At 54.7% G+C, this 20,764-nt stretch carries 25 protein-coding genes, 1 tRNA gene and 3 pseudogenes; 12 read left to right on the forward strand and 17 right to left on the reverse strand.

The genetic code is table 11. From position 1 onward, the window contains the following. Positions 1 to 5: 5 nt before the first annotated feature. Positions 6 to 335 (reverse strand): hypothetical protein, encoded by a 330-nt coding sequence (locus F3I47_RS05690; protein ID WP_009091543.1) that lies wholly within the window; start codon positions 333 to 335, stop codon positions 6 to 8. 352 nt (positions 336 to 687) lie between these two features. On the opposite strand from F3I47_RS05690, the gene F3I47_RS05695 reads away from it, so the two are divergent. Continuing rightward, the gene (locus F3I47_RS05695) at positions 688 to 1,914 is read left to right on the forward strand and encodes an AI-2E family transporter (protein WP_150029395.1); all 1,227 of its coding nucleotides are present in this window, start codon (positions 688 to 690) and stop codon (positions 1,912 to 1,914) included. A gap of 296 nt (positions 1,915 to 2,210) precedes the next feature. Here F3I47_RS05695 and F3I47_RS05700 read toward each other — a convergent pair whose 3' ends face one another. The 3 genes from F3I47_RS05700 to F3I47_RS05710 form a co-directional block, all read right to left on the reverse strand. Next, on the reverse strand, positions 2,211 to 2,528 hold the full coding sequence (locus F3I47_RS05700) for a hypothetical protein (RefSeq protein WP_033736382.1): 318 nt from the start codon (positions 2,526 to 2,528) through the stop codon (positions 2,211 to 2,213). A 138-nt stretch (positions 2,529 to 2,666) separates the two neighbouring features. Then, positions 2,667 to 3,092: a DUF4186 domain-containing protein gene (locus tag F3I47_RS05705; protein ID WP_009091547.1), complete on the reverse strand. Its 426-nt coding sequence runs from the start codon at positions 3,090 to 3,092 to the stop codon at positions 2,667 to 2,669. A gap of 12 nt (positions 3,093 to 3,104) precedes the next feature. Beyond that, positions 3,105 to 3,377, reverse strand: a complete 273-nt coding sequence (locus F3I47_RS05710) for a cupin domain-containing protein (RefSeq protein WP_009091548.1) — start codon at positions 3,375 to 3,377, stop codon at positions 3,105 to 3,107. Positions 3,378 to 3,547: 170 nt separating this feature from the next. Here F3I47_RS05710 and F3I47_RS05715 point away from each other — a divergent pair, with 170 nt between their 5' ends. After that, on the forward strand, positions 3,548 to 4,444 hold the full coding sequence (locus F3I47_RS05715; protein ID WP_150029394.1) for a lipid kinase: 897 nt from the start codon (positions 3,548 to 3,550) through the stop codon (positions 4,442 to 4,444). Between the two features lie 19 nt (positions 4,445 to 4,463). Here the strand turns inward: F3I47_RS05715 and F3I47_RS05720 are convergent, their stop codons facing one another. The 8 genes from F3I47_RS05720 to F3I47_RS05755 form a co-directional block, all read right to left on the reverse strand. Beyond that, entirely contained in the window at positions 4,464 to 4,697 is a 234-nt protein-coding gene (locus F3I47_RS05720) for a hypothetical protein (protein ID WP_150029393.1), read from the reverse strand. Between the two features lie 174 nt (positions 4,698 to 4,871). Then, positions 4,872 to 5,321: a DUF421 domain-containing protein gene (locus F3I47_RS05725; protein ID WP_009091550.1), complete on the reverse strand. Its 450-nt coding sequence runs from the start codon at positions 5,319 to 5,321 to the stop codon at positions 4,872 to 4,874. A gap of 12 nt (positions 5,322 to 5,333) precedes the next feature. Continuing rightward, positions 5,334 to 5,843, reverse strand: coding sequence for a hypothetical protein (locus F3I47_RS05730; protein ID WP_223813776.1), 510 nt, complete (start codon positions 5,841 to 5,843; stop codon positions 5,334 to 5,336). 65 nt (positions 5,844 to 5,908) lie between these two features. Further along, on the reverse strand, positions 5,909 to 6,844 hold the full coding sequence (locus F3I47_RS05735; RefSeq protein ID WP_150029392.1) for a cytochrome d ubiquinol oxidase subunit II: 936 nt from the start codon (positions 6,842 to 6,844) through the stop codon (positions 5,909 to 5,911). Between the two features lie 9 nt (positions 6,845 to 6,853). After that, complete coding sequence (locus tag F3I47_RS05740; protein WP_150029391.1) at positions 6,854 to 8,218, reverse strand: cytochrome ubiquinol oxidase subunit I; 1,365 nt, start codon at positions 8,216 to 8,218, stop codon at positions 6,854 to 6,856. A 359-nt stretch (positions 8,219 to 8,577) separates the two neighbouring features. Continuing rightward, a complete protein-coding gene (locus tag F3I47_RS05745; RefSeq protein ID WP_058956335.1) occupies positions 8,578 to 9,543 on the reverse strand; it encodes a magnesium and cobalt transport protein CorA in 966 nt (321 codons plus the stop codon). Between the two features lie 103 nt (positions 9,544 to 9,646). Beyond that, positions 9,647 to 10,666: a DUF481 domain-containing protein gene (locus F3I47_RS05750; protein WP_150029390.1), complete on the reverse strand. Its 1,020-nt coding sequence runs from the start codon at positions 10,664 to 10,666 to the stop codon at positions 9,647 to 9,649. 104 nt (positions 10,667 to 10,770) lie between these two features. After that, the gene (locus F3I47_RS05755; RefSeq protein WP_150029389.1) at positions 10,771 to 11,367 is read right to left on the reverse strand and encodes a DUF1349 domain-containing protein; all 597 of its coding nucleotides are present in this window, start codon (positions 11,365 to 11,367) and stop codon (positions 10,771 to 10,773) included. Between the two features lie 194 nt (positions 11,368 to 11,561). Here F3I47_RS05755 and F3I47_RS05760 point away from each other — a divergent pair, with 194 nt between their 5' ends. Then, the gene (locus F3I47_RS05760; RefSeq protein ID WP_150029388.1) at positions 11,562 to 11,798 is read left to right on the forward strand and encodes a DUF2171 domain-containing protein; all 237 of its coding nucleotides are present in this window, start codon (positions 11,562 to 11,564) and stop codon (positions 11,796 to 11,798) included. A gap of 133 nt (positions 11,799 to 11,931) precedes the next feature. Here F3I47_RS05760 and ddpX read toward each other — a convergent pair whose 3' ends face one another. After that, positions 11,932 to 12,519, reverse strand: a complete 588-nt coding sequence (gene ddpX / locus F3I47_RS05765; RefSeq protein WP_150029387.1) for a D-alanyl-D-alanine dipeptidase — start codon at positions 12,517 to 12,519, stop codon at positions 11,932 to 11,934. A gap of 279 nt (positions 12,520 to 12,798) precedes the next feature. Here ddpX and F3I47_RS05770 point away from each other — a divergent pair, with 279 nt between their 5' ends. Both F3I47_RS05770 and F3I47_RS05775 read left to right on the forward strand, forming a co-directional pair. Continuing rightward, positions 12,799 to 12,987, forward strand: a complete 189-nt coding sequence (locus F3I47_RS05770; protein WP_223812736.1) for a hypothetical protein — start codon at positions 12,799 to 12,801, stop codon at positions 12,985 to 12,987. A 403-nt stretch (positions 12,988 to 13,390) separates the two neighbouring features. Then, complete coding sequence (locus F3I47_RS05775) at positions 13,391 to 13,624, forward strand: SymE family type I addiction module toxin (RefSeq protein WP_150029385.1); 234 nt, start codon at positions 13,391 to 13,393, stop codon at positions 13,622 to 13,624. A gap of 52 nt (positions 13,625 to 13,676) precedes the next feature. Here the strand turns inward: F3I47_RS05775 and F3I47_RS05780 are convergent, their stop codons facing one another. Next, positions 13,677 to 13,928 (reverse strand): hypothetical protein, encoded by a 252-nt coding sequence (locus tag F3I47_RS05780; protein WP_150044054.1) that lies wholly within the window; start codon positions 13,926 to 13,928, stop codon positions 13,677 to 13,679. 364 nt (positions 13,929 to 14,292) lie between these two features. Between F3I47_RS05780 and F3I47_RS22605 the strand changes: the two are divergent. The 5 genes and pseudogenes from F3I47_RS22605 to F3I47_RS22300 all read left to right on the forward strand — a co-directional run. Further along, a pseudogene (locus tag F3I47_RS22605) lies at positions 14,293 to 14,616 on the forward strand (tyrosine-type recombinase/integrase). A 252-nt stretch (positions 14,617 to 14,868) separates the two neighbouring features. Next, positions 14,869 to 15,672 (forward strand): DUF3289 family protein, encoded by an 804-nt coding sequence (locus F3I47_RS05790; RefSeq protein ID WP_150029384.1) that lies wholly within the window; start codon positions 14,869 to 14,871, stop codon positions 15,670 to 15,672. Next, positions 15,665 to 16,117, forward strand: a complete 453-nt coding sequence (locus F3I47_RS05795) for a DUF943 family protein (RefSeq protein WP_150029383.1) — start codon at positions 15,665 to 15,667, stop codon at positions 16,115 to 16,117. The genes F3I47_RS05790 and F3I47_RS05795 overlap by 8 nt, the downstream gene beginning before the upstream one ends. Before the next feature lie 172 nt (positions 16,118 to 16,289). Next, positions 16,290 to 16,439 (forward strand): annotated as a pseudogene (locus F3I47_RS22690) (glycoside hydrolase family 19 protein); the annotation flags it as partial. 398 nt (positions 16,440 to 16,837) lie between these two features. Further along, positions 16,838 to 17,098: pseudogene (locus tag F3I47_RS22300) on the forward strand (tyrosine-type recombinase/integrase); the annotation flags it as partial. Positions 17,099 to 17,113: 15 nt separating this feature from the next. On the opposite strand, the gene F3I47_RS05815 reads toward F3I47_RS22300, so the two are convergent. Both F3I47_RS05815 and F3I47_RS05820 read right to left on the reverse strand, forming a co-directional pair. Next, positions 17,114 to 17,190, reverse strand: a tRNA-Arg gene (locus tag F3I47_RS05815). 94 nt (positions 17,191 to 17,284) lie between these two features. Continuing rightward, positions 17,285 to 17,788 carry a DUF1198 family protein gene (locus F3I47_RS05820; RefSeq protein ID WP_150029382.1) on the reverse strand — a complete coding sequence of 168 codons (504 nt, stop codon included), beginning with the start codon at positions 17,786 to 17,788 and terminating at the stop codon, positions 17,285 to 17,287. Positions 17,789 to 17,961: 173 nt separating this feature from the next. On the opposite strand from F3I47_RS05820, the gene folD reads away from it, so the two are divergent. Together folD and ybcJ are read left to right on the forward strand one after the other, a co-directional pair. Continuing rightward, positions 17,962 to 18,828, forward strand: coding sequence for a bifunctional methylenetetrahydrofolate dehydrogenase/methenyltetrahydrofolate cyclohydrolase FolD (folD, locus tag F3I47_RS05825; protein WP_009091578.1), 867 nt, complete (start codon positions 17,962 to 17,964; stop codon positions 18,826 to 18,828). Beyond that, on the forward strand, positions 18,829 to 19,041 hold the full coding sequence (ybcJ, locus tag F3I47_RS05830) for a ribosome-associated protein YbcJ (protein WP_046101383.1): 213 nt from the start codon (positions 18,829 to 18,831) through the stop codon (positions 19,039 to 19,041). A 201-nt stretch (positions 19,042 to 19,242) separates the two neighbouring features. Here ybcJ and cysS read toward each other — a convergent pair whose 3' ends face one another. After that, positions 19,243 to 20,628 carry a cysteine--tRNA ligase gene (cysS, locus tag F3I47_RS05835; RefSeq protein WP_150029381.1) on the reverse strand — a complete coding sequence of 462 codons (1,386 nt, stop codon included), beginning with the start codon at positions 20,626 to 20,628 and terminating at the stop codon, positions 19,243 to 19,245. Positions 20,629 to 20,764 lie beyond the last annotated feature (136 nt).

Below are 20,764 nucleotides of genomic sequence, written 5' to 3' on the forward strand. Positions count from 1 at the left end.
GCCAGCTACGCAAGAGGCTGGCTGCACTTCGCGGCTTTCAGCGACTGCAACTGGCTGACGCGCCGCGCCACCTTCTGGCTGGCATTGTATTTCGCAATGCCATTGCCCAGGCCAAAATCGCCGACGAAGCCCAGCACGGTCAGGGCGTCAAACCGACCGGTCTGCTCAATATCGCTCTGTACGCCGTGCGCTTTCACCAGCTCCTGATCCAGCGCGCCACAACTGAGCATCGCCGTCTCTTCCGGCGTCACCGCCGTTGCCTGCGGATAGTGCTTGGTGGCACAGCCTGTCAGCGACAGCGCCAGCAGCGCCGCCAGAATTATCCTGTTATGCATTTTTCATCGCCCGATGTTCACCTCATTAACCGGGTTATCGGCAGATTCCGCCGCGATCATGAGTGACTGACCTACCAATAATGGTTGAAACCGCTACGCTAAGGTAGGATCCCGCGCGTGATGGTCAGTTGCCGTGCGTGACTGTCCGGGCGCGACGCCGTGAACGCACATCCGCCGTTCCCCGCTTCTGCCCTGAATTTCAACGCGTTAGCCTGCATGAAGCTGCCACCGGCAGCGTTTAAAGAGTAAAGCCTGATCGATATTCAGTGATGAGCGGTCAGTGCAAGCGAAGCCAGACACGGAAAATTCGTGCTTCGGGTTTATCAGAGTATGTTCCAGATGAGGTTTTTCCATGCGTTTTAAAGGATTGAACATCGGATTTTTCATTTTGATTCTGGCGATCGCCACGTTCGCCTTTTTTGAGGTGCTTTCGCCCTATTTCTCGCCGATTTTATGGGCGGCAATTCTGGCGGTCATTTTCCATCCGCTGAAAAGTTATCTGCGGGGCCGGCTGGGGGAACGCAATGGCCTGGCCGCACTGCTCACCCTGCTCTGCATCTGTCTGATTGTGTTTACGCCGCTGGCCATTATCGCCTCATCGCTGGTGGTCGAAACCAATGCGGTCTATCACAAGCTGCAGACCAACTCGGCACAGTTCCCGGCGGTTTTCGCCGATCTGCTGCAGCATCTGCCGCGCTGGGCAAAACACTATCTGGCTGAAAATAATCTCGATACCGCCGGAGAGATTCAGCAGAAGCTCTCCTCGTTTGCCCTCAAGGGCGGCCAGTACCTGGCAGGCAGCGCATTCATCATCGGCAGGGGTACCTTCAGCTTTACCGTCGGTTTTGGCGTGATGCTCTATCTGCTGTTCTTCCTGCTGAAAGATGGCTCCTATCTGGTGCATCTGATCCTGGAAGCGCTGCCGCTTTCGACCTACGTCAAGCATCACCTGCTGGTGAAGTTTGCCGCGGTGGCGCGTGCGACGGTCAAAGGCACGGTTGTGGTCGGCATCGTGCAGGGTATTCTCGGCGGGCTGGCCTTCTGGTTCACCGGCATTGACGGCAGCCTGCTGTGGGGGGCGCTGATGGCGTTCCTCTCCCTGATCCCGGCCGTCGGCTCCGCCATTATCTGGGTGCCTGCAGCGGTCTTCTTCTTCGCCACCGGTGCCGTGTGGAAAGGCCTCTTCCTGGTCGGTTTCTTCGTGGTGATTGTGGGGCTGGTGGATAACATCCTGCGTCCGCTGCTGGTCGGTAAAGACACCAAAATGCCTGACTACCTGATCCTGATCGCCACGCTGGGCGGGATGGAGATTTATGGCATCAACGGTTTTGTTATCGGTCCGGTGATTGCGGCGCTGTTCATCGCCTGCTGGAACCTGCTCTCCGGTCGCGATAATCGCGAGAACATCGAAGTCATCGACGAAGAGGTGATCGAAGAGGGCAAGAAACAGTCTGAGACCGCCGCCGAGGCCGCGGCAGAAGCCGCCGCCGTTGCGTCCGAAGCAGCGGCTGACGCGGAGATGAAAGTCTCAGCCTTAGCGGCGGCAGAGAAAGAAAAAGCCGCCGCCAGCAAAGCCTGATTTTCTCTGGAAATGAAAAAACCCACCTTTCGGTGGGTTTTCAGAGGCTACAAAATTTAAGACCCGGTTAATCAGGCAGCAATGAAAACGCGCAACGCGTCGGGAACAGGGTCAGAAGAGGAAAGCGTCCCGCGCCAGGGACGGTGCGGGCCGAGCGGCCATGGATGGCATAAGCGACTTTCCGATCTGCCCCTGCTCCCGGGGCAGGCTCAATATCAAAGCAATCTGCCCTGGCATTGCAGCCATAAAAAAACCCACCTTTCGGTGGGTTCTTTTTTATCTGAAATGGTAGCGAATCAGTTGGTCGCTTTGTTTTTCAGATCTTCAGCGCCCTGCTTGGTTTTATCCCAGCCTTTCTCGGCACCTTCTTTCGTTTTATGCCAGCCCTTCTGGGTGCCTTCGCTGATTTTGCTGCCGGTGGTGTGGCTCTTGCCTTCCGCCGCGTGCTCAGATTTCAGCTTCAGCTCTTCGCCCTGATTCTGCGCATGATGCAGTTTTTCTTTAGCGGTATCCGCGCCTTTGTGCGCTTCCGCAACGGTGTTATCGGTAGTGGTAGCAGCAAATACCGGCGAGGCCAGCAAAATAGCAGACAGTGCAATAATTGATTTCTTCATAATTCCCTCTGTATTCATTGTTGCCGTGTAGGTTTTAATCCTGGCATAGCGATTCCAGGAAAGATTTAAGAATAAACCAGGAATGAAAAAGGGCCAGTTTTCACCAGAAAATTCCCTCCGGGGCAGCCTGATCGTCCGCTACCAGAGCGCGAGCTGCGGATCGTCATCCGGCTTCGTCGTCTTTCTGTCCACCCGCGCGGGCGGTGCGGGACGCTGCATCTGATCGCTGATCCACTGCAACAGCACTGACACCACATAGGCCTGCTGCTCTGCGCTCAGGGGCTGCTGCTGAGCAATATTGTGCCATTTGCTCAGACAGCCGCGACAGCAGGTCGCGGTGGCGTGCTGGGCGATAAACACCGGATGACCGCGCATCGGCGTCTGTTTGCCATCACGCGCAGGCCGGGCGGGCGCCAGCCGCTGTGCAACAAACTCTGCGGCATGCTCACGCAACACCGGCTCGCCTTTGCTCAGCGCATAATCATACTCCGCGCGCCCCAGTCGAAAGCGCTGGCGGAATGGCGAGCGCGCCAGGCGGGCAAAGAGATCGTCAGAAACCGTCATACTGCCCGCCCGTCACTCATATTTCCGGCCCGCCAGGTAGCGGACGCCCTGCGGCCCGAACGCCTCACGATGCAGCTCATTCGGCTGCAGGTGAAACGTCTCTCCCGGATGGTAAGTGGTCTCGCCCTGTTCTGTACTGATGGTGATATCACCACTGAGGATCAGGGCCAGGGCTTCGAAGGGATGGACATGATTGTCGAGCTCGGTGGCGGGCGCACGTTCCACCAGCAGTGGCTCGTCAAACCCCTCTCCGGCTAATCGTTTTCTGAATTCATCTTCTGTCATTGTCACTCCTCGATATGGAACCGACCCTGGTAGTGTAGACGATTTTTATCGCCATTTATGGCACGCCGGTGGTTACGTAAAGTAGCGCAAGCAGGGTTGTTCACCGCGCATACCGATGCTGTACTTTCCGCCTCGTGCCAGCCATTTTGACATCAGGATGACGGAAAAATATGTCTCACCCTCTGAAAACCGCCCTGCTGCTGATCAATCCGCGCTCGCGTAAAGGGCGCGCGGCGGCCAGCCGGGCCAGGACGCTGCTGACTCAGGCGGGTATCACCCTGCTGCAACCGGCTGAGGAGGAGAGCCGCAGCTACCGCGAACTCATCGCGGCTTATGCCCCTCGCATTGATGCGGTGATCGTTGGCGGGGGCGACGGCACGCTTAACGCCGCCGCGCCGGGCGTGATGCAGACCGGCCTGCCGCTGGGGATCCTGCCGCTGGGCACCGCCAACGACTTTGCCCGGACGCTCGGCATCCCCGCCACGCTGGAGCAGGCGGTGCAGATTATCACTGACGGGCAGCTGCGCGCAGTCGATCTGGGAGAGGTGAATCAGCATCTGTTCCTCAACGTCTCCAGCATCGGCTTTTCCGCCGAGCTGGCGCGCAATCTCACCGCAGAATCGAAAAAACGCTGGGGAGTCGGCGGTTATGCTCTGGCGGCGTTGCGGCTGCTGCGTCAGAGCCGTCCGTTCAGCGCCACCCTGATCCATGAGGAGCAGCGCATGCCCATCCGGACCGTTCAGGTTTCCGTGGGCAACGGCCGTTTTTATGGCGGAGGGATGACGGTCGAAGCGCGCGCCGCACCCGACGACGGGCTGCTGGACGTTTACAGCCTGGAGGTCCGGCACAGCTGGCAGCTGATTGCGCTGCTGCCCTTTCTGCGACGGGGTACGCAGGGTCGCTGGCGCAACGTGCGCACCTTCAGCACGACGGCGCTCACCATCGAAACGCGTCGTCCCCATTACATCAATGCAGACGGCGAGATTATCGGACAGACGCCCGCCCATTTCCGCCTGATCGCAGGGGCCATACAGGTTTATGCCCCTGCCGGTCCGACAGCGGAATAGCGGATGTCACATCGCGGTGTTAATGCTGAGTGCCGTTCTTTTCGGCGTCATTGATCTGCGTGGTGAGGCTGCTGACCAGCTCTTTCGCCATCTCGATGGTCAGGCCGAAAAACAGCGACTCCTGCGCCGATCGCGCGCGCGGGACCTGAGGATCGAGATAGCTGAACTGCAGCACCAGCGCGGCGTGCCCGCTTAACGGGCCGATGTGCCAGCCGGTGACCGGATAGAACGTAAAACGGTTAAAATCATTCACTATATACCTGACTTGTTAAGCATAACGCTGATTGAGTGTCAGGCCAGCTCAGAAAATAAAACACGGTTCGGTTACTCAGCCTGGCGCAGATCGGCTGAATAGCAAGCGAAGCGAGATTCACCCTGCCCGCAGGCGTGGCATCCGCAGCCCGGCGAACCCTGCCGTCAGAGGCGGTCAGCTGTCCGCGCGGGGGATAACCGAAATATGTCCGTTGACCTCCAGCACGGCATATTTAATCTGATCAAACCGTTCCAGTCCCGGTCCGGAACGCGCCGCCTCCAGCACATCGTCAGGATCAATCCCGGTCATCTTCATGCGTTCGGTCAGCAGGTTGCCGTTTTCCACCAGAATCACCGGACCGCCATCGATCGCCTGCTCCACCACCGGAAAGCGGCTTTTCAGTTTTCCCAGTACGATGTCAATTGTCACCAGCGTGATAATCGTCAGCGCCGCGCCCGTCACCGAGAAATCATCGCCCAGCAGCGCCTGCTGCGTGGCTTCGCTGATAATCAGCAGCAGAATCAGATCGAAAGAGGTCATCTGCAACAGCGTGCGTCTGCCCGCAATTTTGAACACCACCATCAGAACCAGGTAGATCGCTGCAGCGCGTAAAACCGTTTCCATAAAGTGCCTCTGTCAGGGATAGATCCATTGGGTAAATCGGGCCGGCGCGTGATCATCGCCCTGAATCGTGACGTGGATCAGGCCCGCATCGCGTGGCTGCAGGCCGAGCCAGATTGCGTGATCCGCCCCGGTGTCACCGCTGGAAAAGGTCAGCCGCAGATCGCTGCCGATCGTCACGGCTTCCAGCGGCTGCGGCTGCAGCGTCTGGATCTGCAGATTATTCAGCGCGCCGCCGCCAATCGTGATCGTGAAGCGATCGCCGGCGGGTGCGTTGTAGCCAATCCGCATATCCATATTGCTTTCGGTCCGGCCGAACCGTTCATATTCAACCTGAAGTGTGCCGTCTGGCGACCGGCTATGACCCTCGCTCAGCACCCCTTTAGAAAAGAGGCCGCACGCCCCCAGAATCACCAGCAGAATTAACAGATACTCCCCTGCCCGCTGAATCAGCCATTCACGCCGTACCCAGCGAAGATCTTCTTTTATCGGGTAGTCCCGACTCACAATGCGATCTCTTTTCACTCTCATTCCCTCTGGTAAGCGTACCCGCCTCTGCAGCACGCTGCCTGAAGCATAGCGGACGGGCATTATTTCGCGCGGCGCTCAACCCAGAACGACCAGCTGTGGTAGAGCAGCGTGAGCGGCATCGCAATCACCGCTCCCACCAGCACAAAACCCTGCGTGACCGGTGAAGCGGCGCTGTCGCTGAGCGTAAACTGATAGGGCACCAGCCACGGATAGAGGCCACACAATACGCCGCTAAAGAGTGCGCTAATCAGCATCAGCGTCAGAATGAGTTGCAGTAGCGGCCTGGCGCGCCACAAGGCCACCGGCAGGGCGATCCAGAGCAATACTATCGCGCCTGCCGCGATCCTGCCCGGCGGTCGCTGCCAGCTCTGCCGCCAGAGATCGGCATTGAGATAGAGGTCGGCCAGAAAAATAACCAGCGCCAGCAGCCACCACAGCCAGCTCAGTGCCGCCGCCAGCGGCTGTACCCGATCACCAATGCGCCAGCCAATCCAGCAGCAGGCCAGCAGCGAATTGATCGCGATCAGGCCTGCGCCGCTGAGCAGCGGCACCAGACTCAGCCCATCCGGCAGGCCGGTCTGCGGCTGAGCGCTGATGATCATGCCGGCGCACCAGCCCTGAATAAAGGTCGCCAGCGCGGAGCTGCCCGCCATGAGGCGATCCAGCCAGCGACGCAGGCGGGGAGAACTCTGAGCGCGATACTCCAGTGCCATCGCCCGCACCAGCAGCGCCAGCAGCATGGCAAACAGCGGGACACTCAGCTGACTGAAGAGCAGCGCATAGACCGGCGGAAACAGCGCCAGCAGCCCACCCGCCGCCAGCACCAGCCAGGTCTCATTCGCATCCCACACCGGCAGAATGCTGTGCGTCATCAGTTCACGCTGTTCATCATCGTGAAACCAGCAGAAAAGCATCCCCACGCCCAGATCCGTGCCATCCAGCAGCAGGTAGAGCAGCAGAGAGAGACAGATAATCAGCGCAGAGAGATCGGCCATGGCACTCTCCTAATGGGGCGTTTTCAGCGCAATCACCACCGGTTCGCCCGATGGCATCTCACCCTTAACCCGGCGCAGCAGATAGCGTAAGCCGAGGGCGAAGGTCAGCGCATAGATCAGCAGCACCGCCACGAAGATGCCCAGCGTGCTGCTGAGTGACAGCGGCGAGACGCTTTGTGCGGTGCGTAACAGGCCATAGACCGTCCACGGCTGACGCCCGACTTCGGTCACGACCCAGCCTGACAGCAGGGCAATAAAGCCCGCCGGTGAGAGCCATGTCAGCCAGCGCAGAAAGCGCCCCGACGTGGTCAGCCCTCCCCGCAAGCGCTGCAGATTCGCCGCCAGCGTGGTCACCAGGATAATCACCCCCAGCCCCACCATCAGGCGAAAAGCGAAAAAGACCGGGAGCACCGGGGGGATGTCATCCGCGGGAAACTCGCTCAGGCTTTTAATGTGGCCGGAGAGGTTGTGGCGCAGATAGAGCGATCCGAGTGCGGGCAGAGTGACCTCCAGAACGTTGCGCTGCGCCTGCTGGTCCGGCAGCGCAAACAGCCGCAGAGGCTCCCCCTCACCGGGGGCTGGCTGGTGCCAGCTGCCTTCCATCGCAGCCAGTTTAGCAGGCTGGTAGTCACGGGTGTTTTCACCGTGCAGATCGCCGAGAACGATCTGCAGTGGCACCGCAAACAGCAGCAACGTCAGCGCGCTGTTGAGCATCAGACGTGAAGCCGCCTCCCCGCTGAAATAGCGGAGTCGCCACGCCGCCACGCCCGCGATCATCACCGCCACGGCAATCAGCGACCCGACCACCATATGGCTGAAGCGCCACACAAAGGAGGGAGCCTGCAAAAGCGACCGCCAGCTGTCCGCCAGAAAAACCCCGTTCGGAGCGCGCGTAAAGCCGACCGGCGTCTGCATCCATGAGTTAGCGGCCAGAATCCAGAAGGCGCTGAGCAGCGCGCCGAACGCCACCAGACAGGTCACAGCAAAATGCACGCCGGGCCGGATTTTGTTGAAGCCGAACAGCATCACTCCGGTCAGGGCCGATTCGAGAAAAAACGCGACCAGCACCTCATAGAACATTAACGGCCCAATCACGCCGCCGGCCTGCTGTGAAAAGCGCGCCCAGTGCGTGCCGAACTGAAACTCCATGACGACGCCGGAGGCGGCACCTATCGCCACCGTCAGGGAAAAGAGCGTCAGCCAGAAGTGCAGCGCATCCCGTGCAGCCTGCTGCTTTCCCCACAGCCAGCGCGCCTCAAACCACACCAGAAAGGGGGCCAGTCCCAGCGTCAGCGCCGCCAGCGTAATATGCATGCCCATAGTCAGCGCAAACTGCGTCCGGGCAATTGCCAGCACCCAGTCGCTGTCATTCATGGCAGTATCGTCCCGATGCCTCAGATCCGCCGGAGTGCATGAGGGATGAGGAGAGACACGCCGCCGCAAGCCGTTCTTTCATCTGACTCTCTCCTGATCTTATTGCCTCTCATCAGCGTCAGGCTTATTTCGCCAGACGGTAAGTCGCCTCTCGTTTTGTCAGTTTATCGTAGTGAAGAAATAAAAATTCAGCCAGCATCGACCGGGAAGGAATAACAGCACGTGCAGAACCACATTAATTGCCATCCGGTGAACAGCAATAAAAAAGATATTATCGCCGTGCCGGATGCGCTGCGCTTAAATAACGAAAATAAGCATTAAGCGAGGCGGAGAATTAATTCGTCCGCCTCTGGATTGCCCTACAGCCAGCCGGAGCGACGCAGCCTGGCCCACAATCCGCCGCAGGCCAGCAGCGTCAGACCGACAGCCAGCGGATAGCCATAATGCGACTTCAGCTCCGGCATATGTTCGAAGTTCATGCCATACATGCTGAACACCACGGTCGGGATCACCAGGATGGCGCCCCACCCCGCCAGCTTTTTTACCACCTCATTCTGCTGCACCGTCACCAGCGCCAGATTAACCTGCATGGCACTGGTGAGCATCTCGCGCATATCTTCCGCATCGGTCACCACATGGCGGGCGTGATCCTGCACGTCCCGGATATAGGCGCGCAGCGGGCGCGGGATCAGATCCTCATGCAGGTGAATAAGCTGGTTGCAGATCTCCTCCAGCGGCAGTGCCGCATTGCGCAGCTTCAGCAGCTGCCGCCGCACGGTATAGACCGCCTGTACCGACCGGCGGTCAAATTCGCTGGTGAAGAGATCGTTCTCCATCTGCCCGACGCGTTCGTTCAGCGAGGTGGAGAGTTCGGCATAACGGTCGACAATAAAATCGAGCAGGCAGTAGAGCGGATAACCCGGCCCCAGTTTCAGCAGCGCCGGATTTTCAGCCGCCCGCTCGCGCACCGGACTGTAGCTCTCCGAGGCACCGTGACGGATGCTGATCAGGAAATTTTTTCCGACAAAGAAATGGGTTTCGCCCAGTTCACAGCTGTCATCTTTCGCACGCACCGTTTTCACCACGATAAACAGCGACTCGCCATAATGTTCGATCTTGGGCCGCTGGTGCGCATTCAGCGCATCTTCAACGGCCAGTTCGTGGAGTCCGAACTCTTCTTTGATCTTTGCCATAAACGCCGCGTCTGGCTGCCACAGGCCGAGCCAGATAAACGCCTCCGGCTCTTTAATCACGTCGCTGATATCCTCAACGTCTATCTCTTCGCCCGCGCTTCCCGGACGATATACCCTGCTGCTTACGATCATCTTCTGTGTTCCCGTTGTGACAATAGAAGCAGCTTAGCCAATCCCGCGCCCGTAACCGGATAAAAACCGTAAGGATTTGCTGCAAAAGTGTGTCGTCAGCGGGTTACCACTTCAGGCCTAATCCGGTGGAGAAGATCCCTTCGTTGAGGGTATCAGGAATGCCGCTGACCAGATTACGATGGTAGCCAACATGCAGGGTCGACCAGGAGGTCAGGCTGTAGCGCAGGCCAACTTCCGCATCCAGCATGAATACGCCGTCGTCATCCAGCGAATGACCGACATCACCGTTGCTGTAGAGCGTGACCGATTTGCCCAGCAGATAGCGCTGATAGTTCCAGCGCAGCGAGCCGCCAAAGTGGCGCTCCTCCCGGTCATCGCTGTAACCATACTCAAAGGCACCACCCAGCAGGGAGAGCGAGAAGCTGCTGAGTTCGGTGTCCCACAGCTGATAGCCGGGACCGGTGCCAATCAGTGCCTGGCGCGACAGATTCTCCACCCAGTCGCGCTTATAGGTGGCGCGAGCCTGCCAGAAGAACTGCTCCCGGAACAGATAGTCAACGGCGTAGCGCAGGCTGTAGTTGTCGGTGTTGACGCTCTCATTTTCCTGCTCGCGATTGTAGGTTGCGCCAATATCATGCCGCCATTTTCCCTGGTTCAGCTTGGTGTTGAGCGCAAAACTGTAGTCGTCCGTTTTGGTAGAGGCCTTTTTGACCTTCATACCGGCGTCGATGTTGCCGGTCCAGGCGAGCTGATCGCTGCGGACTTTGGCTTTCATAAACTCATCGATGCGCCTGACGGAGACCTGCTGCTCCTGCTCGTCGCGTTCCACCCAGACGTAGCCGGGATCAGAGGAGGAGAGCCGCACCTGATAATGTTCACCGGTTTTTTTGTTTTCAACATTCACCGGATTGTCGCTGGCGAGGGTGCTGACCGCATTCCAGTCCAGCGTGACCGTGCCGGCGTAATGCGTCTCTATCGCCAGCTTGCCATCGCTCAGGTAACGGATGGTGCCGGTGAGCCGGTCGCCATTATTCAGCCAGACGGTATCCGCGGTGGCCTGCTGAGCCCATCCGGCGCAGCAGCTGATAACCAGCAGTGTGGTAAACGAGGTGGCACAGCGCATAGCTTTCCCTGAAAAGGCGTCGTCCTGCATGGACGACGCGTCACCGCAAATTCTGACCTGACAATTAAGCCGATTCTGCGACGATATGCAATGTGCCGCCCCGGTTATGACAGGTCGTGCAGATCTTTACTGAGGGGAGGCCCCAGCCTGAAGTCGGAAAAACGGATCGCCAGCCCCTGTCGCTCCGGCGAGCAGCCCATCACGCCGACAAAACGCCGCGCCTGACCGGGCCAGGGACAGAGCCGCAACAGTGGCCAGGTCAGGCCGTCGGTGGAGTACTGGATTCGCAATGCCGCATTTTCCAGCGTGGCGCGCATCCAGAACTGACGCGCATCACCGGGGAAAACACCGGTAGACCAGTCAGAAAACTCGCGCGTGACCACGCTGCCGATGGCAGGCTGGTCATCGTTAAACTCAATGCCTGCTTTAACCCAGTGCGTTTCACTGTCGTGAATAAACAGACCGGCCTGGTCATAAAGCTGGCTGAAGTCCGCCCTCACCTGCACCTGAACGGTAAAGTCATGTTCCACCCAGAAGCCAAATGCATGGCCGCTGTGCCGTTCGAAGTCGTACCAGGTGCGCTGCCAGAAATCGCTGTTCAGGGCAGTTTCAAACTGCAATGTTTCACCATCCAGACTGTGCACCGGCGGCTGATTAATCCAGACGCCGCCTTCGGCCGTTATTGAACTGACTGCTCTCATGGTCACTCCTTTCAGTAAGGTAAAACGTCTGCAGGCTAGCCTGCAGCGAGGTCATCGGTCTGATCATCATCGCCATCAGGGCCAGTCAGCTTAACTATTTCATTTTGTTAATCGCCTGGCTAAAACGGCATTTAACAGCCAGGCTTGTTTTGTCTGACGGCAACTGAACTCATTAAATTAAGGATTAAGCCACCATGGTAGATAAATCAGAAATTTTAGATCACGCCCAGGTTGTTGATGTTAACGGTGAACATGTCGGTATCGTCGACCATTTCGAAGGTGACGACAAAATTAAGCTGGCGAAAAGCGATCCGGAAGCGTGCGGCAAACACCACATTATTCCTTTCAGCTGGGTGAAAGAGGTTGACGATAATAAAGTCATCCTTTCTAAAGCCAAAGCTGACGTTGAAAGTGAGTGGCAGTCTGCATAATATCGTCGCCGTGGCTCCCGCCACGGCGTATTTATTTCACGTCCCTGTTTCTGCGCCCTGCCCCGCCCGTTCTCTCTATCCCTTTAAATTTGTTACTGCATAAACTTTTCGCCGCTAATAAAACCTGCGTCCTTTACGAAGACAGGCTGATATTTTCCATTCGCGTTGTTGCATAGCAGCCGAATGGCCCTTCGATGAGTGGATAGCGCCCGGCATCGGGCAGTTCAAAATGCCACCATTCAGTTGCAATGCCGGTAAACCCACCTCCCAGCATGATGGCATTGAGCAGCAGCCGGTTGCGCTGCGCCTGCACGGCTACCGCAGGATGATAAGGATGGGAGTGCTCGCTCATCTCATCAAAGCCGGTGCCCATATCCATTATCTCGCCGCGCTCGTCGATCAGCGTCACATCCACCGCCGTGCCCCGGCTGTGATTAGAGCCGAGCGCCAGGGGAACAACATAATCCGGATTCGGGCACGCCTGCCAGAGGATCGCCTGCGCTTCAGGAGGCCGGTACGCGTCGAGAATGAGCAGCGTATAGCCCGCGACCTCTGCAATATCGATACTTTTCGTCAGCGCTTTCGCCGCATTAACGTGTAGCAGACAGCGCGCATCGCGGTAGATTGGCTGCCCGGTGAGGTTGTCGGCAGTGGCATATTTGAGATCGATGGCTAACTGAGGAAAGGCGTCAGCAATATCTGTCAGATGGTTATTTTCCATGGCGGTGAGTTCCCTGTTTATGCGCTAAGTCAGGCTGGCCATGAACGGTGATGTTGAGGGGTATCATGGCACTGCGGCAGGGGGAAGGAAAGTGTGTGATGAGGCGTGCTGTGGCAGCGTGATTACTCAGTGTGGTGGCTGGCATATTTAAGGCTTCGCAATAGCTTCAGGATTCACCCACTCAATAGTGTCGACTCCGGTGTATGATGGGGATGCATACTGCCGCATTGATGTTCATCATTTCACAAAGGGTGTCGCGCAATGAAAATAGGGATATTTATGGCAATCCTGTTCGCTTCCTGGGTTCTTATACCCGAAGGATTCATCACATCACTGATTGCAGGTCACATTAATGGTGATGGTGAAAATGCTATGGATAGCTTCGAGTTCACAGTGATTCTACTAAAGGCCGTTTTTTCTGTGCTGCTTGCCTTCACTGGCATCTGGTTATATCACAAAGCTAAATGACGCTGTCTGTGAAAAGCGCGTCATCGGCAGCCATCAGAAACCCCGCTGAGCCTCAGGCGTAACCATAAAGACAAAAACAGGATGAGTGTAAGGAGCAGCGGCATTTTTAAGAGGGACTGAAGGCGAATAACACAGATTCATAATATGAATTTCCGCTCAGAACAGATATTACAGATCACATCACAAAGAAGAGATAAGCAAAATGTGAAATGGAAAGAATTCATTTTTTCAGAGAGGCATCGCAACATTATATTTAAGTTTCAGCGCGTTTACCGGGCAGAAGTTGTATATTTAAACAGGTAATAACAGAACGGGAAGCGCGAAAAGAGAGATTTTTGCGCGGCTGAAGCGGGCGGCAACCCGCAGCAGCCGCTGACCATAAGCAACTAAGAAGGAGTTGATCATGGCTGACACGCATCATAAGTCAGAGACACGCACATCCACAACCGCCGCCAGCGAATCGCGGGCGCATTATTACAGAGTGGGATACCGACCCAATAAAGGTCAGCCGAACCCGCTGCCAAAGCTCACCATCAAGGGGCGCTGGCTGGAAGCGCTGGGCTTTACCACAGGGCAAAAGATCGAGGTAATCACCGGGCCGGGACGGTTAATCATCCAGCTGGCCACTGAAGGGTAACTGGCTGATACATAATGTAAAACCCCGGAAACAAGGCCGTGATTTACGTACATCACTCAGGATTTGAAGGCGAGGACGGTTTCTCTTTCGACATGAGACATTGTCCTACACCAATAATCACCCCACATCCAATTGATATTTCAGCTGCTCTGACTAAGTCATTTCGATAAAAATCAAAATCACCTGATAAAAAATAGGATGCCAGAGATATAAATATTCGACCACCTACAAGAATAATGAAAAGGCCCACTACCCATGAAGAAATCAATAATAATAAGAGTTTAATTTTCTTATTTTGCATCACTCTTTTCTCCAGTTGCTGCTGAGCTTTTTCAGCCAGGTTCTGTGCGGAACTTCCAGGATATTCAGAATCAGCAGATTCAGCTACTGCTCCTTTATTTTAGGTATAGAAAGTCTGGTAAGCCTGCCCGCTGATGTCCCCGGCCGTTGGCTTTTTGCCCGGATTCGCCCCGCCTCTGCCGTCTTCAGCTGCCCCGGCGTGACATCCTTCACCCGTTCGTTCGCGGCCTTCGTCGCGGCTATCTGCCCCTCTTTCCGTGGGATGTCCGCCGCCCGGTTACTGATTTTACCTATCAGCTGCGTCTCACGCAGCCAGTTCTGCTTCCGCTCCTTGTCAAATAGCGGCGACAGCTTCTGGTTCGCGTGCTCTGCGGCTCAGCGCGCCCCCACTCACCCGCCACCTTCGTCACCGTGCTGTCGCTGCTCATAACCGCCCCGTCCAGTTGCGTGTGAAAGACTTCCGCTTATATGCCCTGAGGCACACCTGGGCGAACTGCTCAATCCAGTCTGGCGTTCCGCTGTCCGCGCTGCAGGAAATAGGCGGATGGGAAAGCATCGAAATGGTGCGTCGATATGCTCATCTGGCACCTAACCATCTGACTTAACATGCGCGCAAAGTTGACTCACTTTTGGAGGAAAACAACACAAATATGACACAAGGAGAAAATCAGGTAGGGTGGAATCTGGCGTAAGCCACTGAAATCGATGCAGGATTATAACTTGCGAGCCAGTCATCTGTTGCATATGTGATTTTTTCATTTAAATTTGTGATCTGCCTCCAAATATGACTCTTTAGAAAATGACTACTCTCACGGCTAAAGTTCATCACTGCATGATCGTGTGGGCGTCGATGACTCTGAACAATGTTAAGAAAATTCTCAACTTACCTTACAAACAGAAAATGTATAATACTTAATCATTTGAATAAAAGGGATTGATTTTAAATGAAAGGAATCGACAAAAAACTGATCATCTTCACTACAAAAAAAAGATTCAATGACAGAAATGCTGATGACATGCAAAGTGGCGATATGGATGTTAATTTACTGAGAAAGCATTATCATCTCGGGCAAGTTTCAACTTTCATCGATTGGACTACTTTTGGCCCATCCTATCATCATCCTGCTACTCACTCTATACAGCCGGTCAGTAGAGAAAAAGCTATTGCGATATTATATGATGAGCTACGATCTCAGTCCTATGCTTTTTCTTTCCGAGGACCATACCAAGGCTTGATTATAAATCTTTTCAATCACATGGAACGTAGTAATGGAAATGATTTTCAACATCCTTTTATGAACAATGCCTACAGAAATCTCATATTGAGTGACAACTCTATCGATAGCACATTATCTATAATTAAAAGCACTATCGAGCAATTTGATTTTAATAAGTCACAATTGACGAAAGAGCATTTTTCAACTGTGTTATCTAAAAGTCGCCTACCTAAATACACAAGATGGAAAGATTTCGTCAATGGAATGGGCATTACTGTTCACGATATAAACAGCACAGAAATCTCTATAGAAAGCCTGACCTTTCAGGGCAATAAATATACTGCGACTGTCAAATACAGAGCACAAGATCATTTTGGCTTAGATAAAGAAGATATCTTAAAAGTTAAATTTAACTCTATTGCTTTCTTTAGAATATGGTTCGTTCTACAGAGAGCAAAGCATTTTTCTCAGAAACCATTTTTCACAAATTTCGAGGCTACTATAACATTGACAGGAGAAAACAATGTTTAAATACAAAAGGATTAGCGCAGTTGTGATTTTTTTAATAACAGTATACTGTGTATGGATTGCTATAAGGCCAGCCAAAATAGTCAGAGTTGATAATGATGCAGTTTTTGTAGAACATCTACCAATGACTACTGAAGGAAAACTAAACTGGTGGTTAAAAAACAAAGATTTACTTCAGAAAAAATATCACATTATCAGCACTCCCGATAATTACACAGTTATCGTCATGAATTTCGGCGGTTATGAACAATTACCAAAAGGAACCAGAGATGGTTCAATTGATGACTATACCTGCTTTGATGATAGTAATGGCGAGAATAAGAAATGTGTTTATAACAGCATAGCAATTGTTGTTAGAGGAAGTCTTTATAGTAAAAGCTATATTAATATAGATGAGCATACATACACCTTAACGCCAGATGGTAAATTAAAAGTTGAAGAGAAATAATAAAGATGAAACAGGCTTAATTTTCCTCTTTTTCAGCTTTTATCGTCACAGGGTTAAACTTAGTTTTCATCAACCTTTTCATGCGTTGAAACAGACAGTTTCCCTGCACTCATTGTAAGAGCCAGATACAAGAACAGGCCGCAATGTCGGCAACAAGTTTCCGGCAGATGGATCTGAATATATTGTCCGTGGGGTGCTGCATCTTACAGGCAGGGAAAATTATGACCGCTACGGCAAAATTCTACATAAGGATTTGGTCAATCATCCAGATTCCGTTGCCGTTTATCCGGACATTGCAGTCAGAACAGCGTGCGGGTTCTGAGTCTCACGGTTCGTTAATCCACGTGCGGATAAAGACGATTTGAAAGCCGTTACACTGCTTGTTAATGGTGGCCTGAATGGCTTTACTCAAAGGCATCTGGCGTTGGATCGTATTAAAAAGGAAATGGGGATTGCTCAATGAAAAACATTAAAGCTGCTGTCATTCTATCGGGATAACGATGACAGAATCACTATTGATAAAAAAGTTACCCCGCTGGCAAAGATTAAGAACCCGCAAGGCGGCGCCCGAAAATTTGACGTTCTTGAAACCTGGGGATATATCTATAAAGGTAAATACCGTATGCGCTTTATGTATTATTCAGACGTGGATTGTACGCTGATGGGTGAAGAAATACTGGAGTATGCGAACCTGTAAGGTTCACATCCCCCCAGAATATCGGTCTGAAAACGGCAGGGATTGAAGACTTCCATTTTCATGATCTGAGGCACACCCGGGCGATCTGGTTAATCCAGTCTGGTGTTCCGCTGTGAGCGCTGCAGGTAATGGGCGGCTGGGAGAGTATCGATATGGTGCGCCGGTATGCTCATCTGGCACCTAACCACTTAACGGAACATGCACAGCAAATTGATGTGATTATTGGCAATCGTGTCCCAAATCTGTCCCATGTGGAAAATCTGGTAGTCGAAGGAGGGGGATAAGTCATTGAATTTATTTGGCACGCCCTACAGGATTCGAACCTGTGACCTACGGCTTAGAAGGCCGGTGCTCTATCCAGCTGAGCTAAGGGCGCATGGAGATGGCACGGATTATACGTCGGGAAGCGGGTACGTCAACGTTTTTGCCGCTTCCCGGCTGCGAAGTGCTGCTGTAATGACCAATTGGCGTCAGTGACGCTTGCGCCATTCGCTGAGCGACACGAGTTTACTGGTGCCGGTCAATTCTCCTTCCAGCTCAATCCCTTGTGAGGTGAAATGCGCATTGTATTGCTCACGAAGTGCATGCAGCTCCTGACTATCTGGTTCCAGCTGGCGCAGAAAGCCCAGCGCGAGCAGCAGCTGCTGGCGGCTGATAAGCGGTGGAAAACCGGCATGCCTGAGAATCGCATGCCAGCGCTGGCTGTTCTCTTCGCTGCCGTCAACAATCAATACCTGCCAGATCAGCAGCACTGCAGCACCATTATGCAGATGCGTTTCATTGTCGCTGCTGAGATAGTCGGTAAACTCTTTCGCCGCCTCTTTGCCCATCATAGCGATCATCGATTCCACCTGTACCGGAGGCAGACGCAGCCGTTTGCTGAGCCGCTGGGCGGCGTGGCGTGAGCCAGCGGTGAGCAGCTGAAATCCAGCGACAAATACCACCGCCAGCGTAGCAAGCATTATCCAAATCATGACTTCGTCCCCGGGTTGTCCTGCCGATATCATACGCATGCAGGCGGGCTCTCGTCGCGACGAAAAAGCCGGAAGGCGCATACACGGCTGAAACTGTGACTGACAGCAGCCCGCGCTTCTGACAAAATAGCCCCCTTCCCCGATTCAACACAACACAGTGGATTTCCTCTCTGATGGCAGCAAAAATTATTGACGGTAAAACGATTGCGCAGCAGGTGCGCGTTGAGGTTGCGGAAAAAGTGAAGCAGCGCCTGGCGGCCGGAAAACGCGCCCCGGGCCTGGCTGTCGTGCTGGTGGGTGAAAACCCGGCCTCACAAATCTATGTGGCCAGCAAACGCCGTGCCTGTGAAGAGGTCGGATTCCACTCGCGCTCTTACGATCTGCCCGCCACCACCCGCGAAGATGAGCTGCTGGCGCTGATCGATACGCTCAATCAGGATGACGACATCGATGGCATCCTGGTTCAGCTGCCGCTGCCAGCGGGCATCGATAACGTGAAGGTGCTGGAGCGCATCACCCCTGATAAAGATGTCGATGGATTCCACCCTTACAACGTGGGTCGCCTGTGTCAGCGCGCGCCCACGCTGCGTCCCTGCACGCCGCGCGGTATCATCACGCTGCTGGAGCGCTACAACATCGACACCTACGGCCTGAATGCCGTGGTGGTCGGCGCATCCAACATCGTCGGTCGCCCGATGAGCATGGAACTGCTGCTGGCGGGCTGCACCACAACCGTCACCCACCGTTTTACTAAAGATCTGCGTCACCACATTGAACACGCCGATCTGCTGGTGGTCGCGGTGGGCAAACCCAACTTTATTCCGGGTGACTGGATTAAACCCGGCGCGATTGTCATCGACGTGGGGATCAACCGTCTTGAGAGCGGCAAAGTGGTGGGCGACGTTGATTTTGAGAGCGCATCAGCACGCGCCTCCTACATCACGCCAGTGCCGGGCGGTGTGGGACCGATGACCGTCGCAACACTGATTCAAAACACGCTGCAGGCGTGTGAAGAGTTTCACGATAAAGAGGTAGATTAAATGGCAACGTTTTCACTGGGAAAATTCCCGCATGTCGATCTGTGTGACCTGCTGAAACTGGAAGGCTGGGTTCAGAGCGGCGCACAGGCGAAAGTCGTGATTGCCGACGGTGAAGTCAGGGTCGATGGGGCGGTGGAAACCCGTAAGCGCTGCAAAATCGTGGCCGGTCAGACCGTTGAGTTCGCGGGTTACCGCATTACTGTGGTCGCGTAACCTTCAGGCGTCCCTGCGGGGACGCTGTTACAGCAACGCCTCTCCCCTGATCCTCGTCTCCCCTTCCCGCTGTTCCCATGCAATATGATTCACTGCCGTATGCGGCGCAATCAGCCTCAGGTTACGGACTGAACGGAAGCCACGGATCTCAATCTGCTCAATCGTCATAATAAAAAAGGGCGATTGCTCGCCCTCTCCGGTTTATTTTCGACGCCAGCTGGAACCCTGAGGCCCATCCTCGACAATCACGCCCAGCGCGTTCAGTTTGTCGCGGGCGATATCCGCTTCCGCCCAGGCTTTGGCCGCGCGCGCATCGGCTCGGGCTTTCACCCAATGCTCAATCTCGGCAACCTCTTCATCATTCACCTGCGCGCCGCTCTGCAGGAACAGCTCCGGATCCTGCTGCAGGATGCCCAGCACTTTGGCCAGCTCACGCAGCTTCGACGCCAGCCCATGCGCTGAGGCGCCCTCTTCGCTTTTCAGGCGGTTCACCTCACGTGCCATATCAAACAGCACCGAGTAGGCTTCCGGGGTATTGAAGTCATCATCCATTGCGCTGCGGAACCGCGCTTCAAACGCTTCACCGCCGCTGGCTGGCACGCTGCTGTCGGTGTGGCGCAGCGCCGTATAGAGACGCTCCAGCGCCGCACGCGCCTGATTGAGGTTATCTTCGCCGTAGTTGAGCTGGCTGCGGTAGTGACCGGACATCAGGAAGTAACGCACCGTCTCCGCGTCATAGTGCTGCAGCACATCACGTACGGTGAAGAAGTTGCCGAGTGACTTAGACATCTTCTCACGGTCAACCATCACCATGCCGGAGTGCATCCAGTAGTTAACGTACGGACCGTCATGGGCACAGCCCGACTGGGCGATTTCATTTTCATGGTGCGGGAACATCAAATCGGAGCCGCCGCCGTGAATATCGAAATGGCTGCCCAGCTGTTTGCAGTTCATGGCCGAGCACTCGATGTGCCAGCCAGGACGACCGTTGCCCCACGGTGATGACCAGGCCGGTTCATCCGCTTTAGACATCTTCCACAGCACGAAATCCATCGGGTTACGCTTCACGTCAGCGACTTCAACCCGTGCGCCTGCCTGCAGCTGTTCCAGATCCTGGCGCGACAGTGCGCCGTAGTCAGGATCGCTCAGCACATCAAACATCACGTCGCCGTTATCTGCCACATAGGCGTGACCACGGGCGATCAGCGTCTCCACTAGCGCAATGATTTCCGGGATGTGGCGGGTCGCACGCGGCTCCTGATCCGGCGGCAGAATCCCCAGCGCGGCGAAGTCATTGTGCATCTCGCCTATCATGCGGTTGGTCAGGGTTTCGATGCTCTCGCCGTTTTCATTGGCGCGTTTGATGATTTTGTCATCAATATCCGTAATGTTGCGCACATAATTAAGCTGATAACCCAGATAGCGCAGATAGCGCGCCACCACGTCAAACGCCACGAACGTCCGCCCATGACCAATGTGACAGAGGTCATACACCGTGATGCCGCAAACATACATGCCGATTTTCCCGGCATGAATGGGGTTGAATTCCTCTTTCTGTCGACTCAGGGTGTTATAAATCTTAAGCATTGAACGGTTCCGTTTTCGCGTGTGGTTGACACTTTTAAGTATCCAGACATTGTGCCGTATTTTTATCGCTCGCGCGACGCAAAGCAAGCCAACTGCGCCGTGCTGCTGACGCGTCATTGGAAATTATGATATAAGA

Origin of the sequence: Pantoea sp. M_10, assembly GCF_008631515.1 — a bacterium.
GTDB classification, from domain to species: Bacteria; Pseudomonadota; Gammaproteobacteria; order Enterobacterales; family Enterobacteriaceae; genus Pantoea; species Pantoea anthophila.

What these genes read in the sequence shown, in the direction of transcription:
- F3I47_RS05690 (WP_009091543.1), bottom strand. Translation starts at nt 335, where the DNA reads ATGCATAACAGGATAATTCTGGCGGCGCTGCTGGCGCTGTCGCTGACA.
- F3I47_RS05695 (WP_150029395.1), top strand. Translation starts at nt 688, where the DNA reads ATGCGTTTTAAAGGATTGAACATCGGATTTTTCATTTTGATTCTGGCG.
- F3I47_RS05700 (WP_033736382.1), bottom strand. Translation starts at nt 2,528, where the DNA reads ATGAAGAAATCAATTATTGCACTGTCTGCTATTTTGCTGGCCTCGCCG.
- F3I47_RS05705 (WP_009091547.1), bottom strand. Translation starts at nt 3,092, where the DNA reads ATGACGGTTTCTGACGATCTCTTTGCCCGCCTGGCGCGCTCGCCATTC.
- F3I47_RS05710 (WP_009091548.1), bottom strand. Translation starts at nt 3,377, where the DNA reads ATGACAGAAGATGAATTCAGAAAACGATTAGCCGGAGAGGGGTTTGAC.
- F3I47_RS05715 (WP_150029394.1), top strand. Translation starts at nt 3,548, where the DNA reads ATGTCTCACCCTCTGAAAACCGCCCTGCTGCTGATCAATCCGCGCTCG.
- F3I47_RS05725 (WP_009091550.1), bottom strand. Translation starts at nt 5,321, where the DNA reads ATGGAAACGGTTTTACGCGCTGCAGCGATCTACCTGGTTCTGATGGTG.
- F3I47_RS05735 (WP_150029392.1), bottom strand. Translation starts at nt 6,844, where the DNA reads ATGGCCGATCTCTCTGCGCTGATTATCTGTCTCTCTCTGCTGCTCTAC.
- F3I47_RS05740 (WP_150029391.1), bottom strand. Translation starts at nt 8,218, where the DNA reads ATGAATGACAGCGACTGGGTGCTGGCAATTGCCCGGACGCAGTTTGCG.
- F3I47_RS05745 (WP_058956335.1), bottom strand. Translation starts at nt 9,543, where the DNA reads ATGATCGTAAGCAGCAGGGTATATCGTCCGGGAAGCGCGGGCGAAGAG.
- F3I47_RS05750 (WP_150029390.1), bottom strand. Translation starts at nt 10,666, where the DNA reads ATGCGCTGTGCCACCTCGTTTACCACACTGCTGGTTATCAGCTGCTGC.
- F3I47_RS05755 (WP_150029389.1), bottom strand. Translation starts at nt 11,367, where the DNA reads ATGAGAGCAGTCAGTTCAATAACGGCCGAAGGCGGCGTCTGGATTAAT.
- F3I47_RS05760 (WP_150029388.1), top strand. Translation starts at nt 11,562, where the DNA reads ATGGTAGATAAATCAGAAATTTTAGATCACGCCCAGGTTGTTGATGTT.
- ddpX (WP_150029387.1), bottom strand. Translation starts at nt 12,519, where the DNA reads ATGGAAAATAACCATCTGACAGATATTGCTGACGCCTTTCCTCAGTTA.
- F3I47_RS05770 (WP_223812736.1), top strand. Translation starts at nt 12,799, where the DNA reads ATGGCAATCCTGTTCGCTTCCTGGGTTCTTATACCCGAAGGATTCATC.
- F3I47_RS05775 (WP_150029385.1), top strand. Translation starts at nt 13,391, where the DNA reads ATGGCTGACACGCATCATAAGTCAGAGACACGCACATCCACAACCGCC.
- F3I47_RS05790 (WP_150029384.1), top strand. Translation starts at nt 14,869, where the DNA reads ATGAAAGGAATCGACAAAAAACTGATCATCTTCACTACAAAAAAAAGA.
- F3I47_RS05795 (WP_150029383.1), top strand. Translation starts at nt 15,665, where the DNA reads ATGTTTAAATACAAAAGGATTAGCGCAGTTGTGATTTTTTTAATAACA.
- F3I47_RS05820 (WP_150029382.1), bottom strand. Translation starts at nt 17,788, where the DNA reads ATGATTTGGATAATGCTTGCTACGCTGGCGGTGGTATTTGTCGCTGGA.
- folD (WP_009091578.1), top strand. Translation starts at nt 17,962, where the DNA reads ATGGCAGCAAAAATTATTGACGGTAAAACGATTGCGCAGCAGGTGCGC.
- ybcJ (WP_046101383.1), top strand. Translation starts at nt 18,829, where the DNA reads ATGGCAACGTTTTCACTGGGAAAATTCCCGCATGTCGATCTGTGTGAC.
- cysS (WP_150029381.1), bottom strand. Translation starts at nt 20,628, where the DNA reads ATGCTTAAGATTTATAACACCCTGAGTCGACAGAAAGAGGAATTCAAC.